The 17,258-nt window shown below is 37.3% G+C and carries 13 protein-coding genes; 12 read left to right on the top strand and 1 reads right to left on the bottom strand.

The genetic code is table 11. The features are described from left to right. Positions 1-303 precede the first annotated feature (303 nt). The 4 genes from AC2VNP_RS06595 (at position 304) to AC2VNP_RS06580 (ending at position 4,818) form a co-directional block, all read left to right on the top strand. The gene (locus AC2VNP_RS06595) at positions 304-1,761 is read left to right on the top strand and encodes a PAS domain S-box protein (RefSeq protein ID WP_486916571.1); all 1,458 of its coding nucleotides are present in this window, start codon (positions 304-306) and stop codon (positions 1,759-1,761) included. A gap of 220 nt (positions 1,762-1,981) precedes the next feature. Further along, positions 1,982-3,187 (top strand): aminotransferase-like domain-containing protein, encoded by a 1,206-nt coding sequence (locus AC2VNP_RS06590; RefSeq protein WP_486916570.1) that lies wholly within the window; start codon positions 1,982-1,984, stop codon positions 3,185-3,187. A gap of 45 nt (positions 3,188-3,232) precedes the next feature. Further along, positions 3,233-3,547: a YbjQ family protein gene (locus AC2VNP_RS06585; RefSeq protein WP_486916569.1), complete on the top strand. Its 315-nt coding sequence runs from the start codon at positions 3,233-3,235 to the stop codon at positions 3,545-3,547. A 155-nt stretch (positions 3,548-3,702) separates the two neighbouring features. After that, entirely contained in the window at positions 3,703-4,818 is a 1,116-nt protein-coding gene (locus AC2VNP_RS06580; protein WP_486916568.1) for a histidine kinase N-terminal domain-containing protein, read from the top strand. Between the two features lie 50 nt (positions 4,819-4,868). Here AC2VNP_RS06580 and AC2VNP_RS06575 read toward each other — a convergent pair whose 3' ends face one another. Next, complete coding sequence (locus tag AC2VNP_RS06575; RefSeq protein ID WP_486916567.1) at positions 4,869-6,227, bottom strand: sodium-dependent transporter; 1,359 nt, start codon at positions 6,225-6,227, stop codon at positions 4,869-4,871. A 466-nt stretch (positions 6,228-6,693) separates the two neighbouring features. On the opposite strand from AC2VNP_RS06575, the gene AC2VNP_RS06570 reads away from it, so the two are divergent. The 8 genes from AC2VNP_RS06570 to AC2VNP_RS06535 all read left to right on the top strand — a co-directional run bounded on the left by AC2VNP_RS06570 (position 6,694) and on the right by AC2VNP_RS06535 (position 17,159). Further along, positions 6,694-7,464 (top strand): ABC transporter ATP-binding protein, encoded by a 771-nt coding sequence (locus AC2VNP_RS06570; protein WP_486916566.1) that lies wholly within the window; start codon positions 6,694-6,696, stop codon positions 7,462-7,464. 20 nt (positions 7,465-7,484) lie between these two features. Beyond that, positions 7,485-9,365, top strand: coding sequence for an AMP-binding protein (locus AC2VNP_RS06565; RefSeq protein WP_486916565.1), 1,881 nt, complete (start codon positions 7,485-7,487; stop codon positions 9,363-9,365). Positions 9,366-9,368: 3 nt separating this feature from the next. After that, positions 9,369-10,253: a branched-chain amino acid ABC transporter permease gene (locus AC2VNP_RS06560; RefSeq protein ID WP_486916564.1), complete on the top strand. Its 885-nt coding sequence runs from the start codon at positions 9,369-9,371 to the stop codon at positions 10,251-10,253. A gap of 4 nt (positions 10,254-10,257) precedes the next feature. Further along, positions 10,258-11,319, top strand: coding sequence for a branched-chain amino acid ABC transporter permease (locus AC2VNP_RS06555; RefSeq protein ID WP_418198547.1), 1,062 nt, complete (start codon positions 10,258-10,260; stop codon positions 11,317-11,319). 93 nt (positions 11,320-11,412) lie between these two features. Then, on the top strand, positions 11,413-12,690 hold the full coding sequence (locus AC2VNP_RS06550; RefSeq protein ID WP_486916563.1) for an ABC transporter substrate-binding protein: 1,278 nt from the start codon (positions 11,413-11,415) through the stop codon (positions 12,688-12,690). A gap of 399 nt (positions 12,691-13,089) precedes the next feature. After that, a complete protein-coding gene (locus tag AC2VNP_RS06545) occupies positions 13,090-13,878 on the top strand; it encodes an ABC transporter ATP-binding protein (protein ID WP_418198545.1) in 789 nt (262 codons plus the stop codon). Between the two features lie 411 nt (positions 13,879-14,289). Next, the gene (locus AC2VNP_RS06540) at positions 14,290-15,456 is read left to right on the top strand and encodes an acyl-CoA dehydrogenase (protein ID WP_486916562.1); all 1,167 of its coding nucleotides are present in this window, start codon (positions 14,290-14,292) and stop codon (positions 15,454-15,456) included. A gap of 59 nt (positions 15,457-15,515) precedes the next feature. Continuing rightward, a complete protein-coding gene (locus tag AC2VNP_RS06535) occupies positions 15,516-17,159 on the top strand; it encodes an AMP-binding protein (RefSeq protein ID WP_486916603.1) in 1,644 nt (547 codons plus the stop codon). Positions 17,160-17,258 lie beyond the last annotated feature (99 nt).

Below are 17,258 nucleotides of genomic sequence, written 5' to 3'. Positions count from 1 at the left end.
CTAGTAAAGCCGGAAGAACCTTGCTATTGTTTATGCTTTTAAGCATCTAATGAAGAAGTTATGTGAATAGAGCTGTTTGCAATGTCATCTTTAGTTTCATTGTTATATCCTTTTTTTAAGAAAAGGTCTAGGGCTGTAAATTTTCATTTTCTAATAAATTAAAGACTATTCCAGTTTCAATTTGAAAGTAATGAGAAAAATAATGTGACTTATTTATTAAATCTTACAAAAATTATCAATTTAAGATAAAATATAAGTAACATCTATACTAGTTATTTATTTTTTTTTGCGGAGGATACTAATGTGTTTAAACTTTCGAATAATCAAGTAGAACAGGCATTGTATCAAAATGCTTTTGAGTATGCCTCTAATGGTAAAGCAATTGTTACGTTAGATGGAAAGTTTCATTTAGTTAATAGTACGCTATGTACTATTTTAGGTTACTCTAAACCCGAGTTACAACAGCTAACACTATCACAATTATCTCATCTTGAAGATATTTCGAAGACTAATTATTTATTTACAAAACAACCCCCTAATATAGAAGGAAAAATTATTATTGATCAACGATTTATTCATAAAAACGGTAAAGAGCTATGGGTTGCCTTACATTTCTCATTACTTAAAATAACTGAAGGAAGTAAACATACATCTCATTATCTTGTAGATATTTATGATATTAGTAAACAAATAGAAAAAGAGAAAGAGATTAAAAAGCTTAATCAAATTCATCAACTAATTTTAGATTCTATTTCTGATGGAATTTATGGTATTGATCTAGATGCGAATGTTATTTTTTGGAATAAAGCAGCCGAAGAAATGGTAGGTTTTGGTGAAAATGATTTAAATACTCAAAATTTGCATGATCTTATACACCATACAAATAAACAAGGCAATAAAGTTTCTGTAACATGTTGTCCCGTGTTCAAGGCACTTAAAGATGGTGAGAGTATACATATCACTGATGATCTATTTTGGAGAAAAGATGGGACGAGTTTTGACGTCGAATATACGACTAATCCAATCATAGAAAATGGTGAATATATAGGTTCGGTTATAACTTTCAGAGATATTACCGAAGTTAAGAAAACGAAGGAAATCTTGCAAAAGTCAGAAAAACTCTCCTTAGTTGGCCAAATGGCAGCAGGGATTGCCCATGAAATACGAAATCCTTTAACTTCTTTAAAAGGTTTCTTGCAACTTATACAGTCCGGTGAACCTGATAAACAATTATATTACAAAATAATGAATGAAGAATTTAATCGCATCGAATTAATTCTTAATGAATTGTTATTGTTAGCCAAACCAAATGCAACCACATTATGCGAAAAGAATATTATTGGTGTCTTAGATCAAGTGGTAGCTATTCTACAACCACAATGTAATATTCAAAATGTACAAATTAACTGTCTTTATCAAACTGAAGAAATTTTAGTCTTTTGTGATGATAATCAGTTAAAACAAGTATTTATTAACCTGATTAAAAATGCCATTGATGCGATGCCGACCGGCGGTGAAATCTCACTAGAGGTCGAACGTGAAAGTGAACAAGTTATCATTCGCGTAAAAGACCAAGGAGTGGGTATCCCAGAAGAGAAGCTTGCATCTATCGGACGACCGTTTTTCTCAACAAAAGAAAATGGAACTGGGTTGGGACTGATGATTTCATTTGGGATCATAGAAAATCATAATGGAAAAGTATTTGTGAATAGTAAAGAAAATCAAGGTACGACGTTTACTGTTACGCTCCCTTTATTATAAGTAATGAAATTCAAAGAGGCAGCACTCCGCAATGGAGAACTGCCTTTTCTAGTTGTCATTTGTTGAGCCTTTCCTTTACATCTGCATCCTCATTTTGTCACTTCCATATCTTTTAGCACAATCTTTTTAAAAATTATTTGAATTTTCCCTATAATTATTGACAATCTTTTTTAATGAGGTATATTTATTAAAAATTCGGAAAAAAACAGGGGTGTATATCATGAAGTATGCATTTGCAAAACGAGTACGCCATCTTCAATCTTCGGCTGTCCGTGATATATTAAAGGTCGTTTCTAAAGGTAATGTTATTTCGTTTGCTGGAGGTCTTCCAGACGATGATTTATTTCCACTTGAAGGGATTCGGGATGCTTTTGAAGAGACGTTCAAATCTGGGAAAAAGTCATTGCAATATATAGAAACAGAAGGCTTTCTTCCACTGCGTGACTTATTAATTGACCGTATGAGTAGGAAAGATATTACTTCCTATAATACCGATGAAATTTTGCTGACAACAGGTTCCCAACAGGCGATCGATTTGTTTTCTAGAGTTACATTCAATCCAGGAGACATCATTTTAACTGAAAATCCAACGTACTTAGCCGCGCTTCAAGTTTTTGAATCGTATGAAGCGAAAGTCATTCCCGTTGACTCAGATGAACACGGAATGATTGAAGCTGATCTAGTGACAAAAATAAAGAAGTATAAACCGAAATGTATTTATGTCGTACCTACTTTTTCAAATCCTGCAGGTAAAGTATGGTCAAACGAGCGTAGGAAAATGGTTTTGAAACTTGCACAAAAATACCATGTCATTATTTTTGAGGACGATCCGTATGGAGATATTCAGTTTGATAAAGATGAAACTTATTATCCCATCGCTTCATTTGATAAAGAAGGAACTCATGTATTGTATACGAGTACATTTTCTAAAACGGCTGTTCCAGCGTTAAGAACGGGATGGATTGCTGGTCCTCACCAAATTATTAGAATTATGTCTCAGGCCAAACAGGCGAATGACTTACATTCTAACTCTTTGTCACAGCAAGCTCTATACCATTTATGTACGAACTATGACTTAGATGGACATATTCGTAATTTAATTGAAGTATACCATTCCAGAATGAACATTATGTTGCATGAGCTAGAGAAAGCGAATCTTCCTGGTATGTCTTATGTAGTTCCAAAAGGAGGAATGTTTTTTTGGATTGAATTAGATGAGTCCATTGATACGACTGAGCTATTGAAAGTAGCGGTTGAAAAAGGTGTGGCTTATGTACCGGGAGCTCCTTTTTACGTTGGAAAAGGAAAGAAAAATGCACTGCGGTTAAACTATACACATTCGACACCTGAAAAATTAGAAGCAGGAATGAAGATATTAACAGATGTTATTAAACAGCATACTTCCTTAAAGGAAGTCGTACGATAAACTGTAGTGTTCATTAATAACAAGTGAAAGGAGGATACATATCTTATGCTAGTTGTTAATACGGAGCAGGTCGTAGGTAAAGAAATAGAAATTTCCCTTGGGGTTGTAAAGGGAAATACCGTACAAGCACGACATATTGGGAAAGACATAATGGGTGGTTTGCGAAATATAGTTGGTGGAAGAATGAAAGAGTATGAAGAGATGTTTATTGATGCTAGAAATTACGCAGAACAGGAAATGATTCGTGAAGCAGAAGCACTCGGAGCTGATGCGATTGTAAATGTCCGTTATACAACTTCTTCTATTATGGAAGGTTCATCTGAGATTTTGGTGTACGGGACAGCGGTGAAATTTAAATAGTAATTACAAAGGCAGGAGGGTTTACCTTTCTGCCTTATTAAAATTTAGAATGGTCACTAGAAAAAAGACGAACTATTTCGAAAATAATTGTCGTATTATCAAATCTTTTGTATAGTAAGAGGTAGAGATATTCTAATAGGTATAAAGGGGAATAAATGATGGTAGAGGTAGAAGATAAATTTTGTCAATATTTAGAGACAAATGCTGAAAGCTTTCTTTCTAACTGGAGGAAAAATGTGCGTATATCTGATGCTGATCCATTTACAGTTAATGTTGAGGGTAATGGTCAAGCAATGTTTGAGCTCCTAATTTACTGTTTGAAAAATCCTTACCAAGATGAATTCGTCCAAAATCTAGCCTATAAGGTTGCTATTGAAAGAGTTGCAGCAGACGTAAACATTAGTGAATTTATTTACAACGTTAACATTGGGAGAAGTATTATTTTCCAATCACTAGAAGAAATTGACCTTTCACTGAAAAGTATGCAACCGGTTATTAATAAAATTAACTTTTGTTTTGATCAGTTCATCTATCATGCAGTCTATAAATATACGGAGCTAAAAGATATTCAGCTACAAGATAAGAGTTTATTTATAGAGCAATCACATAAAGATCGTTTAACACTATTAGGCCAAATGTCATCTAGTTTTGTACATGAATTTCGAAATCCGTTAACTGCTGTAATGGGCTTTGTAAAGTTACTAAAAGAAGAAGATCAAAACATCAAATATATTGATATTATCACGCATGAATTAGAGCAGTTAAATTTTCGAATATCACAATTTCTAGTAGCTTCAAGAAGGGAAACAACTTCTCATCATCAAAGAGAAAATTTTGAAATGAAGCAACTCATTGACGAAATCATTGAGTTTGTTTATCCGAGTATAGCTGACGGTGATGTTATCGTTACTACTGATATAGGTGAAGACAAGATAGTTAAAGGATTTCGAGAAGAGATTCGTCAAGTTTTTATTAATTTGATCATGAACTCTATCGATGCTTTAAAAGACAATAGTGGAAAAAAAGAAATTGTCATCAAATCAAATACTTCACCGGATCGAAAGATAGAAATTACAGTTACGAATAATGGACCAGCTATACCGGAACATGTCCAAAAGACGATTTTTGAACCGTTTTTCACGACGAAAGAAATGGGTACAGGTATTGGTTTATATGTAAGTAAAAAAATTATGGAAAAGCATAACGGAGAAATATCCTGTATTTCTAATGAAGAATCCACTACTTTTACCGTTACTCTACAACTTGAATAAAAAAGCGTGCAGGGCAGGTATGCCACATACACGCTTTTTTATCCTGTAGGTTAATTAAATAGACCAATTGCACTTAAGAAAACGAGTAAGATCAAGATTGGTGCAATAAATCGTAGAATAAAGATCCAAATGTGACCGGTGAATGTATCACCAAAGTCAGATTCTTTCATCGCTTCAGATTTGTTCCAACCCCATCCAACAAATGTGGCAATGATTAAACCACCGAGTGGAAGGAAAATGTTTGATGCAAGAAAATCCATACTGTCTAAAATGTCTCGATTAAAAATTGTTATATGTGACCAAACACCTAGACCTAAAGATGAAGGGATCCCAAGCAAGAAAATTATAGATCCAATTGCTATGGCAGTAAACTTACGAGTCCACCCAAACTTTCTAATGAAGTAAGCAACCGCAACTTCTAGTAGTGAAACAGCCGATGAAAGTCCAGCTGCTGCTAATAAGAAAAAGAATGCTAAGCCTACCAACCCTCCGTAAGCGATACTGTCAAATATATCAGGAAGTGTGACAAAGGCAAGTCCAGCTCCATATCCTGGTTCAATACCGAAAGCGAACACAGCCGGGAAAATCATAATACCAGCAACGACAGCAAATACAGTATCAAGTGAAGCAACACTATATGCTGCACCTGGTAGTTTTTCTTCTTTTGACAAGTAGCTTCCATAAGTGATAAGAGCACCCATTCCTAGGCTTAAAGAGAAGAACGCTTGACCTAAGGCAGCTAAATAAACTTCTGGTTCTCTAAAAGCAGCCCAATCTGGTGAGAATAGGAAGGCTAGCCCTTCTTTAGCGCCTCCTAATGTTAAACTATAACTTGCCAAAACGAGTAACAAGATGGCTAAAATCGGCATTAACAATTTATTTGTTTTTTCAATTCCATTCTTAACACCAATTAGTACAACTCCAATCGTTAAGGCCATAAAGATAAATTGCCATAAAATTGGATGGGTAGAGTGCGTAATAAAGGTTTCAAAATAGGCCCCGTATCCTTCAGGTGGAGCACTCCACAACGCTCCTGTTAAATAGTTAATAAAATAATATAAAGTCCAACCCGCGATCACACCGTAAAAAGAAAGAATGATAAATGCGGAAGCTACTCCTAAAAATCCACCAATGACCCACGGCTTTTTCGGTGCGAGTGTCTGAAATGAACCGACTACATCACTCTGTGCACGCCGTCCAATTGTAAATTCAGCCATCATAATCGGGAGACCAATAAATAATATACAAAGAAAATATATAATTAAAAAGGCAGCTCCTCCATTTTCTCCAGTCACATAAGAAAATCTCCAAATATTACCTAATCCTACGGCTGAGCCCATTGCTGCTAAAATAAAGCCGAGTCGTGATGCCCATTGCTCTCTAGGTTGATTTCCTAAATGATTACTCAAAAAATTTCCCCCCTTTAAACCGCTAAAGATAAAATAGTGTTACTAATATAACATAGTATTTAGAAGAATTCGACACTGTTTGACAAAAAACACTGAAACTAAAATACATATACGGTACAAGGTAGTAACTTCAAACCATATCTGCAATGGAGAAAAAATAAATAGGCTCAATAATATTTTTACTTAACTATCCTGTTCCTACTTGATTGAAATAACAACGATAAACTCTACTTTTGCAGAAATTTTTATGGAAGGCCTACATAAATAAAGGAGTAGTATTTTATTAATGCCATTAAGTAGGAGTTAAAAATTTTCTTGTAATAGTTTTATTATCACAAAGAGAAACACCTAATTTAGAATTTTCCCAAAATTATAAATTTTATGTTGACATGAACACATGCTCATCTTTATAATCATGATAGCGCTTACAAAAATACCAAAATCATGAGGAAAAGGGGGAAAATGCATGGGAGCTATATTGGAGGTTGAAAATGTTTCACTTCAATTTGGTGGTGTAAAAGCATTGAACGATGTAAGCTACCATATTAAAGAAGGTGAGATATTTTCACTGATAGGGCCAAACGGTGCGGGGAAAACAAGTATGCTAAATTGCATTAGTGGCTTATACCGTCCTTCAAATGGTTCAATTCGCTTTAAAGGCCAAGAAATACTAAATATGAAGCCTTATAAAAGAACGACGTTAGGAATTGCTAGAGCTTTCCAAAATATTGCCCTTTTTGCTCATATGTCAGTACTTGATAATTTAAAGTTGGGTAGACACACTTTAATGAAATCAGGACTCTTAAAGGGTGGACTATATTGGGGATCAGCACAAAAAGAGGAAGTGGAGCATCGAAGGGCCGTTGAAGAAGTAATCGACTTTCTTCAATTGCAAGACTATCGGCATACACCGGTTGGCACACTCTCTTATGGACTTCAAAAAAGAGTAGAAGTAGGAAGAGCTTTAGCTTTAGAGCCAGAATTAATCCTACTAGATGAGCCGATGGCGGGTATGAATTCTTCGGAAAAAGAAGATATGTCAAGATTTATTTTAGATATGCATGAATTGAAAAATATTACAGTTGTCCTCATTGAACATGACCTAGGTGTTGTTATGGACTTATCAGACTCCATCGCTGTTTTAGATTTCGGAAAGCAAATTGGGTTTGGTACACCTGCAGAGATTCAAAATAACGCCGAAGTAATTAAAGCTTACATTGGTGAGGAAGCTATTTAAGAAAGGAGGATCTGATAGCTATGTCAAGAGAAAAAACGTTACCTCATCTTTTAATTGAACGCGGTACAAAGATGGGCAACCAAGTGGCTTTAAGGCAAAAAGAACTTGGCATTTGGAATGAAATATCGTGGGCCGATTACTTAGAAAACGTCCGTACATTAAGTTTAGGGTTTGCTTCTGAGTTAGATGTTAAAAAAGGTGATAGGGTTGCTATTCTAGGTGATAATCGAGCACAATGGCTATATTCTCAACTGGCAGCACAATGCTTAGGTGCGATTGTTATTGGTATTTACCAAGAAGCAACAGGCGATGAACTAATATATTATTTAAATCATTGTGAGGCTAAGATTGTTGTTGCAGAAGATCAAGAGCAAGTTGACAAACTGCTTGAGATTGAAGAATTAATTCCTAATGTAGAAAAGATTATTTACTACAATGATAAGAGTTTAAGGACGTATAAGAATGAAAAACTTCTTTATATGAGGGACTTACAAAAATCAGGAGAGGCATTCGCTCAAAAGAATCCGGATTTCTTTTACAAAAAAGCTGAGCAAGTAATCGGCGATGACGTGGCTATTATATCCTATACAGCAGGTTCAACCGGTGATCCAAAAGGCGTAATGTTAACCCATAACAATCTACTATCAGCAGCACAAAGTTTAGCTGAAATTGATCCTGTAGCTGAAAAAGATGACTACTTATCTTTTTTACCACTTGCTTGGATTGGTGAACAAGTAATGAGTGTTACGATGTCTCTGTGTAAAGGAATTTCTATTAATTTCCCAGAACAACCGACAACTGTACTTACTGATTTAAGAGAAATTGGTCCGCATTCACTTTTTGCCCCACCAAGAACCTATGAAAATATTATTTCTAGATTTAAGTTAAGAATTGATGGGGCTACTTGGTTTAAGCGAAAAGTCTATAACTTTTTCAAACCATTTGGCGATAAAATGGCAAATGCAAAATTAAACCAACAACCGATATCATTATCAACCAAAATCATGTATGGTATAGGTGATTTTCTCGTATTCAGTGCCATCCGTGATCATCTTGGTTTATCACGTATCAAGCGAGCGTACAATAATGGGGCTCCATTAGGAGAAGAAGCCATCCACTTCTTTCACTCATTAGGAATTAATTTGAAACAATGTTACGGGGCAACAGAAGTTTGTGGTATTTCATTTGTTCAAAGAGATGGTGATCTTAATCAATCGAGTGTCGGTTTACCGCTGCCCAATACGGAAGTGAAAATCTCTAGTGAAAATGAAGTCCTTATCAAAAGTCCAAGTCAATTTATCGGCTATTATAAAGAAAGTAATGAGCCTGCTCCTGTATCCGGTGGCTGGGTGTCATTAGGAGATTATGGTCACATAGATGACAAAGGTCATCTACACATAAAAGAACAAGCGAACAGCATCTTTACTACACAAAATGGTGAAACGATTGCCCCAAGTTATTTTGAGAACAAATTAAAAAATAGTCGTTTTATAAAAGAAGCACTCGTCTACGGAAAGGATAAACCTTACTTAGTTTCAATGATAAACATTGATATGGCTAATGTAGGACGTTGGGCTGAGAAAAATCAAATTGTTTATACAACATTTGCAGATCTATCAACGAAAAAAGAAGTCCTTCATTTAATTGAAAAAGAAGTTGCTACGATTATGAAGGATATTAAGAGTGAAACGAGAATTAAAAAAATAGTCATCTTCAATAAAGAACTTGACGCTGATGATGGTGAGTTAACACGTACACAAAAAATACGCCGCAGTTATTTAGAAGACAAGTATCAATCTCTTCTAGAAGGCTTATACTCATCAAACGGTCAAGTCAGTCTAACATACAATAACGGAAACTTAGAAGTTATTGATTTAGATACGAACAAGGAGGTGGCTTAATCGATGAGTTTTTTCTTACAACTACTCATTACTGGTGTAGTCGTTGGAAGTATTTATGCATTGGTAGCTCTAGGATTTGTTCTAATCTATAAAGCAAGTGATGCATTAAACTTAGCCAACGGTGAGCTAGTTCTAATAGGTTCCTATATTTGCCTTACTCTAGTCGCAGTATATAAAATCCCTTTTATCATCGCACTTATTATTACACTAGTGTTCAATGCCCTTCTAGGAATGGCAATTGAACGAGTTGTACTAAGACCTCTCATAAATGCTCCAGTTATTTCAGTTATTATGGCCACGATTGGTTTAGCTAGTTTACTGGCTGGTCTTGTCCATATGATTTGGGGACACCAAACAAAATCTTATCCACCTATTTTTTCATCACAGCCTATCCGAATAGGAGAAATAATCATCGCTCCAGTTTACCTATGGTCTTTCATTATTGTAATGACTTTACTTGTTATATTTACACTCTTCTTCAAATACTCAAAAATGGGTCTTGCAATGCGAGCTGTTGCAGATGATCAGATGGCTGCACTTTCGATGGGCATTAGTGTTAAGTCCGTATATGCGATCACATGGGGTATTGCGGCATTAGTGGCTGCAGTAGGTGGAGTTTTATTAGGTAACATCAATGGTGTAAACGCTTCCATGGCAACGATTGGTCTAGCTGTTCTCCCAGTTGTTATTTTAGGGGGGTTAGATAGTATTCCAGGTGCAATAATTGGTGGGTTTATTATCGGAATCGTTCAAAACTTAGCAGCGGGATATTTACAACCTATCTTTGGTGGAGGATTAAAAGAAGTAATTCCGTTCATCATTGTAACGATTATTTTAATGCTAAAACCGAATGGCCTCTTTGGTAAAGGTGGAATAGAAAGGGTGTGAATAAATGAAAAATCCATTTGTTATGGAGTGTGGGAACTATAAAACGAGTTACAGCAGAGACATGGAGCTATTCCGAACTCCACAGATGAAACTGAGAATGTTAATCATCGTTATTTTACTATTTTTGTTCCCTCTAGTTGCATCTAATTACGTTGTTGGTTTAGCGACTCTCTGTGCAATCGCTGTTATTGGTGCAATCGGTTTAAATATACTAACCGGATTTACAGGACAAATTTCTGTAGGGGTTGGTGCATTTTTAGCGGTAGGTGGTTATACCTCAGCCATTTTAACAATGACCCTAGGATGGAGCTTTTGGATTGCACTGCCTCTTGCTGGATTAATTACAGCTGTAATTGGAGGGTTGTTCGGAATTCCATCTTTAAGGTTAAAAGGGTTATATTTGGCCATTGCCACTTTAGCTGCACAAGTAGTTATTCTTTGGATCATCGGTCGCTGGAGTAGCTTAACTGGTGGTGGAGCTGGAATGGTATTAAATCGCCCATCTATTGGCGGTTATACATTTTCTAGTCATAACAGTTATTACTTTCTATGTTTGATCATTGCAATTTTAACGACGATTTATGCTCTTAATCTATTCCGTACCCGTACAGGTCGAGCTTTTCTAGCTGTAAGAGACCGAGACGTTGCTGCACAAATTATGGGAATTAACTTGTTTAGTTACAAAGTAATGTCATTTGCCATCTCTTCCTTTATCGTAGGAATCGCTGGTGCACTTCTTGCTCACTATACGATGGTTGTTACGGTAGAACTTTATAGTATCCAAGTTTCAATTCAATACTTAGCGATGATCTTAGTAGGCGGATTAGGAAGTGTATTTGGAGCGATCTTAGGAGCCATTTTTATTACACTTCTTCCAGTTGGTTTAGGCTTCATGGTTGAATTCTTAACGATTTATATGCCAAATGCGTACCACCTGCTTTCTTCATTCCGTGAATTTGTCTTTGGTCTAGTCATTATATTGTTCTTAATTTTTGAACCTGGTGGTTTAGTACACATCTGGAATAACATTAAAAACTACTTTAGGTTATGGCCATTTTCTTACTAAGGGTTTGCACCCGCTTCTAAAGGGATTTCGAAGTCTCTTTACATAAGGGAACTTCAGCCAATAAAATGATGTATCTATTAAGGGGGAAAACAAATGAAAAAAAGTCATTGGAAAAAAACGATGACCGCAGTTGCAACTTCTGTACTTGCATTAGGGTTGCTCGCAGGTTGTGGGGGAAATGAAGCATCAAGTGATACATCAAATGACTCAAATGACTCAGGAAAAGTAATTAAATTAGGCGGGATTTTCGATGAGTCCGGTGCAACTGGGGATGTAGGAGCACCTTATGCAGAAGGTGAAAGAGCGTTCTTCGAATACTTAAATTCAAATGGCGGTGTGGATGGTTACACGATCGACTTTGTGGGTGAAGATTATGCTTATGATACAAGTCGTGCACAACAAGTTTATCAATCATTAAGAGACCGGCATAAAGTGGCAGCTGTTCTAGGTTGGGGAACAGCAGATACAGAAGCTTTACGTCAACAAATCATTAACGATGAAATCCCATTTTTCTCAGCTTCATATTCTGAAAATTTAAAAGATACTGGAAGTGAGAGCGGGTTTAATTTCCTAGTTGCAGCCAGTTATTCAGATCAAGGACGTGCCATGCTTGAATGGATTGGAGAAAATCACCAAGGCTCATCTCCTGCAACAGTAGCATTAGTTTATCACGAAGGACACCCGTTCAGTGAGTCACCGATTCAAGATATTAAAAACTATGCCGAAGAACATTTAGCAGGTGTAGTTGAAATTGTTCCTGACATCCAAATCGAGCTTGGTGACACTGATCCACAGACAACACTTCAATCATGGGTAAGAAATAATGAGGTTCCTGATTATGCAATTCTCAACTATACATGGAACCAAACGAGAAATGTTGTTCGTGATGGAAAACAACTTGGATGGGATACACAATTCATGGGTCTAAACTGGACAGCTGGAGAAGGTTTAGTTCCTAGTGGAAGTGATAACCAACAGTGGGTTGACGCATTAGATGGATTTATTGGAGTCGTCACACACGCATTTCCGACGGAAGATCTTCCAGGAATGGAGCCTATTATTGAGTACTTAGATTCGAAAGGTAGAAGCGTAGAAGATATTAATCAGAAGTTCGTTCAAGGATGGGCGACAGCATCAATCATGGCAGAAGCCATCCGAATTGCAATTGCTGAAACTGATGGAGACGTGACTGGCTCAGATATTCGTGCAGCAATTGAGTCAATCGACAACTTTGATCTAGGTGGTTTAGGTGCAAATGTTTCTTTCGCTCCAGATAATCACGCAGGTACAGATCAAATTCGTTTAGGTCAACTTAATAACGGTGAGTGGGAAATGATTACAGACTATTTTGGCGTAAGCGATATGCGCTAGTGGTTAAGGGGAGAGGGTACTTGCCGCTTAGTCCCCTCTCTCTAACCCATAAAGTGTTTTGATAATTTGCTAAGGTTAAGTCCCAATGACTGTCGTTTAAATCTAGGCGTGGGCGAGTTAGCCGAACATCTAGTTTAGATCATATAGTCCGTGTTCAAAAAGGAGGACAAAAAGATCCAAGAAGTTCGAGGCGGTGCAGTTGCGAGTACCGCAGCGTATGCTATTAATACGTGAGGAACGCAACAGCAAACCAACGAGCTTCCACAGGATGTGGTGACTTCGACGTTCCCACAGGACGTGGGGCTCTTAGTCGAAGGTCTTCTACCGCCAGAGATTTTTCCCGGACTTTTTGAACATCCTTTTATAGTTTCGTTATCTATTTTTTAGGGAGGGTAAACGATGCTCCGTCTAAACAATATAGAGGTTGTATATAACAAAATTATTTTAGCGATTAAAGGAATGTCACTTGAGGTACCTGATGGAAAAATTGTTGCTCTTTTAGGAAGTAATGGAGCGGGGAAGTCAACGACATTAAAAGCAATCTCAGGGTTACTAAAAAATGAAGGTGGCCAAATAACAGACGGCTACATAGAGTTTGAAGGAGAAAAAATTAGTGGGGTTGACCCAGATAAGATCGTGAAACAAGGGGTCTTTCAATGTATAGAAGGCAGAAGAGTATTTAAACATTTAACAGTTGAAGAAAATTTATTAGCAGGAGCGTATACGAGGAAAGACCGAAAGAACATCTCGGATGATTTAGAGAGGGTTTATCATTATTTCCCTAAATTAAAAGCACTTAGAAGCAGGGCATCAGGTCTTCTTTCAGGTGGGGAACAACAAATGCTTGCGATTGGAAGAGGAATTATGGCAAAACCTAAGATCTTATTACTGGATGAACCTTCCTTAGGAATTGCACCGCTCCTCGTAAAAGAGATCTTTCAAAATATTAAGCAAATCAATCAAGAAGAAGGTACATCGATCTTAGTAGTAGAGCAAAACGCCAATGTAGCACTTTCAATCGCTGATTTTGGTTACATTATGGAAAACGGAAGAATTGTTATGGAAGGACCTGTCGACCAGTTGCTTTCAAACGAAGGCGTTCGTGAGTCTTACTTAGGGATGAACAAAGAGGGGAAGAAAAGTTTCCGCGAAGTAAAGTCGTATAAAAAAATTAAACGTTGGGTGTAAAATAGGTATTTTTTTCAAAGAGAGATACTAACTTATTAAGAGGTGTTCAAATTAAAGAGGTTGATTAAAAAATAATGTTTCTAATGGCAATAAGTAACTAGCAGGGCGTGTTCAAAAAGGAGGACAAAAAGATCCAAGAAGTTCGAGGCGGTGCAGCTGCGAGTACCACAGCGTATGGTATTAATACGTGAGGAACGCAGCAGCAAACCAACGAGCTTCCACAGGATGTGGTGACTTCGACGTTCCCACAGGACGTGGGGGGGCTTAGTCGAAGGTCTTCTACTGCCAGAGATTTTTCCCGGACTTTTTGAACATCCTCTAGCAATCTCTTTTTTTTAGGATAAATTTGAACCATTGCTCAGTTACATTAAATTTAAATAAAAAATGATTATATATTAGGAGGAAATAATTATGAATTTTGAATTAACGAAAGAACAACAAATGATCCGTGATATGGTAAGGGATTTTGCACAAAATGAGGTAGCTCCAAAAGCAGAGCATGTCGATAAAACGGCTGAATTTCCGATTGAAACGTTTAAAAAAATGGGTGAGTTAGGCATGCTAGGGATTCCATTCCCAGAACAGTATGGGGGATCAGGCGGAGATACGATTTCTTATGCATTAGCCGTTGAGGAAATTGGTCGCGCTTGCGGAAGTACGGGATTAAGCTATGCAGCGGCAGTTTCTTTAGGTGCGAGTCCAATCTATTATTTTGGCAGTGAAAAGCAAAAGCAAGATCACCTTGTTCCACTTGCTTCAGGGGAAGCATTAGGTTCGTTTGGCTTAACAGAACCAAATGCTGGATCAGATGCAGGAGGTACACAAACTCGAGCAGTTATCGAAGGAAATGAATACGTTATCAACGGTGAAAAGTGCTGGATTACAAACGCTGGATTTGCAAGAACAGTCATTGTTACTGCAGTAACTGGAAAAGATGCAAGAGGGAAGAATATTATTTCAGCTATCATTGTTCCTACAGGTACACCTGGTTTCACAATTAATAGCAATTATGAAAAGATGGGTGTCCGTGGTTCCAATACATCTGAGTTAATCTTAGAAGATGTACGTGTTCCAACTGAAAATCTTTTAGGAGATCCGCAAGCTGGATTTAAGCAATTCTTATACACACTAGACGGCGGACGTATTTCAATTGCAGCGTTAGCCGTTGGTATAGCTCAAGGTGCTTTTGATAAAGCATTGCAATATTCGAAAGAGAGAAAGCAATTCGGTCAATCGATTTCTAACTTCCAAGCAATTCAATTTAAACTTGCCGATATGGCAATGGAAATTGAACTTGCACGAAATATGGTAATGAAAGCAGCATGGTTAAAAGATCAGGAGAAACCATTCTCTAAAGAAGGTGCTTTCGCTAAATTGTTTGCTTCAGAAATGGCGACAAGAGTATGTAATCAAGCGATCCAAATCCACGGTGGGTACGGTTATATGCGTGAGTACGAGGTTGAAAGAATGTTACGCGATGCTAAACTCATGGAAATTGGAGAAGGGACATCTGAAATTCAACGTCTGGTAATCGCACGTAATTTAGGTTGTGGCGAAAAAGCTAGAGTAAAAGCGTAAGACAAATCATAAAGTAAAAGTAAATAGATTTAAAGGAGGAATACAAATTGGCGGAGTTAATGAATGTAACGGTTGGTAGATTGCTAGAAGAGGTAGCTAGTAACCAACCGAATCATGAAGCTGTCGTATATCCTGACCGAGGATTGCGTTATACGTATCAACAGTTCGATGAATTATGTCGTCAAGTTGCCAAAGGGTTTATGAAGCTCGGGGTTGAACACGGTGAACATGTTGCCATATGGTCCACGAACATGCCTGAGTGGCTGACTTCTCAATTTGCCACAGGTAAAATGGGTGCCGTATTAGTGACGGTGAATACAAACTACCGTACGGCCGAGCTTGAATACTTACTGAAACAATCGGACTCATCGACTATCATTTTGATGGACGAATTTCGCGGTGCTTCTTACACAGAAATGCTCTATGAAATTATTCCCGAGCTAAAAACAGCAGAACCAGGAAAGTTACAGTCGAAAAAACTGCCACACTTAAAAAATGTTGTGTTTCTAGGAGATGAGCGTAAGCCTGGGATGTACACTTGGGCAGATCTACTTGAAATGGGTGACCAAGTAACAGATGCCGAATTAAATGAACGGATGAGTTCCCTTGAACCTGATGATGTGATCAATATGCAATATACTTCTGGTACAACCGGTTTTCCAAAAGGAGTAATGCTTACCCATAACAATCTAGTCAACAATGCAATTAATATTGCGGAATGTATGAATTTAACTGCAAGTGACCGGATGTGTATCCCTGTTCCATTCTTCCATTGTTTTGGATGTGTACTAGGAACGATGGCATGCGTGACGGTTGGAGCAACGATGATCCCCGTTCAAGAATTTGATCCAAAGCAAGTTCTTCAAGCCGTTCAGGATGAAAAATGTACTGCATTACACGGTGTACCAACGATGTTTATTGCCGAATTAAATGATAAAGAGTTTGAAAACTACAATTTGTCTTCGTTACGCACAGGAATTATGGCAGGGTCGAATTGTCCAATTGAAGTAATGAAAGCTGTAATCGAGCGGATGGGAGCATCTGAAATTACAATTGCTTATGGTCAAACGGAGTCTTCTCCTGTTATTACACAAACGCGTGTAAATGACTCTTTAGAGCGACGAGTTGAGACCGTTGGCCGTGCCTTGCCAAATGTAGAAGTTAAAATTGTTGAACCGGGTACAGAAAAAGAAGTTCCACGAGGCGTTCAAGGTGAACTTTGTACACGTGGTTACCATGTGATGAAAGGGTATTATAAAAATCCGGATGCAACTTCTGCCGCAATATCCGAAGACGGTTGGCTCCATACCGGTGATTTAGCCGTCATGGATGAAGAGGGATATTGCCGTATTACAGGACGTCTCAAAGATATGATTATCCGTGGTGGAGAAAATGTTTATCCACGAGAAATCGAAGAATTTTTATATCAACATCCAAAAGTACTGGATGTGCAAGTTGTAGGTGTACCAGATCCAAAATTTGGTGAAGAAGTTTCGGCATGGATTGTATTAAAAGAAGGAGAATCCGCTACATCTGACGAAATACGTAACTATTGCAAAGGAAAAATCTCCCGTCATAAAATTCCGCGCTATATCGAATTTATTTCAGAGTATCCAATGACTGCGTCTGGAAAAATCCAAAAATTCAAACTTCGGGAAATTGCAATGGATCGTTTTAATTTAACGGAGTCGGCAGAAGTCTAACTTTTTGTAAGCGTTATCAAATACTGAAGAACCTTGTCGAAACAGGTTCTTCAGTATCCCACTTTATTTCAAGAACAAATATATTAAAGAGGTGAAGCC

The organism is Alkalihalobacterium sp. TH-98 (assembly GCF_057473385.1).
The sequence above is the reverse complement of the archived record's forward strand: the minus strand, read 5'-3'. Positions and strand labels throughout refer to the sequence as shown.

Excerpts from the sequence above, each read along its gene's own strand:
- AC2VNP_RS06570 (WP_486916566.1), top strand. The coding sequence starts at position 6,694 with ATGGGAGCTATATTGGAGGTTGAAAATGTTTCACTTCAATTTGGTGGT.
- AC2VNP_RS06550 (WP_486916563.1), top strand. The coding sequence starts at position 11,413 with ATGAAAAAAAGTCATTGGAAAAAAACGATGACCGCAGTTGCAACTTCT.
- AC2VNP_RS06555 (WP_418198547.1), top strand. The coding sequence starts at position 10,258 with ATGAAAAATCCATTTGTTATGGAGTGTGGGAACTATAAAACGAGTTAC.
- AC2VNP_RS06560 (WP_486916564.1), top strand. The coding sequence starts at position 9,369 with ATGAGTTTTTTCTTACAACTACTCATTACTGGTGTAGTCGTTGGAAGT.
- AC2VNP_RS06540 (WP_486916562.1), top strand. The coding sequence starts at position 14,290 with ATGAATTTTGAATTAACGAAAGAACAACAAATGATCCGTGATATGGTA.
- AC2VNP_RS06580 (WP_486916568.1), top strand. The coding sequence starts at position 3,703 with ATGATGGTAGAGGTAGAAGATAAATTTTGTCAATATTTAGAGACAAAT.
- AC2VNP_RS06545 (WP_418198545.1), top strand. The coding sequence starts at position 13,090 with ATGCTCCGTCTAAACAATATAGAGGTTGTATATAACAAAATTATTTTA.
- AC2VNP_RS06535 (WP_486916603.1), top strand. The coding sequence starts at position 15,516 with ATGAATGTAACGGTTGGTAGATTGCTAGAAGAGGTAGCTAGTAACCAA.
- AC2VNP_RS06590 (WP_486916570.1), top strand. The coding sequence starts at position 1,982 with ATGAAGTATGCATTTGCAAAACGAGTACGCCATCTTCAATCTTCGGCT.
- AC2VNP_RS06585 (WP_486916569.1), top strand. The coding sequence starts at position 3,233 with ATGCTAGTTGTTAATACGGAGCAGGTCGTAGGTAAAGAAATAGAAATT.
- AC2VNP_RS06565 (WP_486916565.1), top strand. The coding sequence starts at position 7,485 with ATGTCAAGAGAAAAAACGTTACCTCATCTTTTAATTGAACGCGGTACA.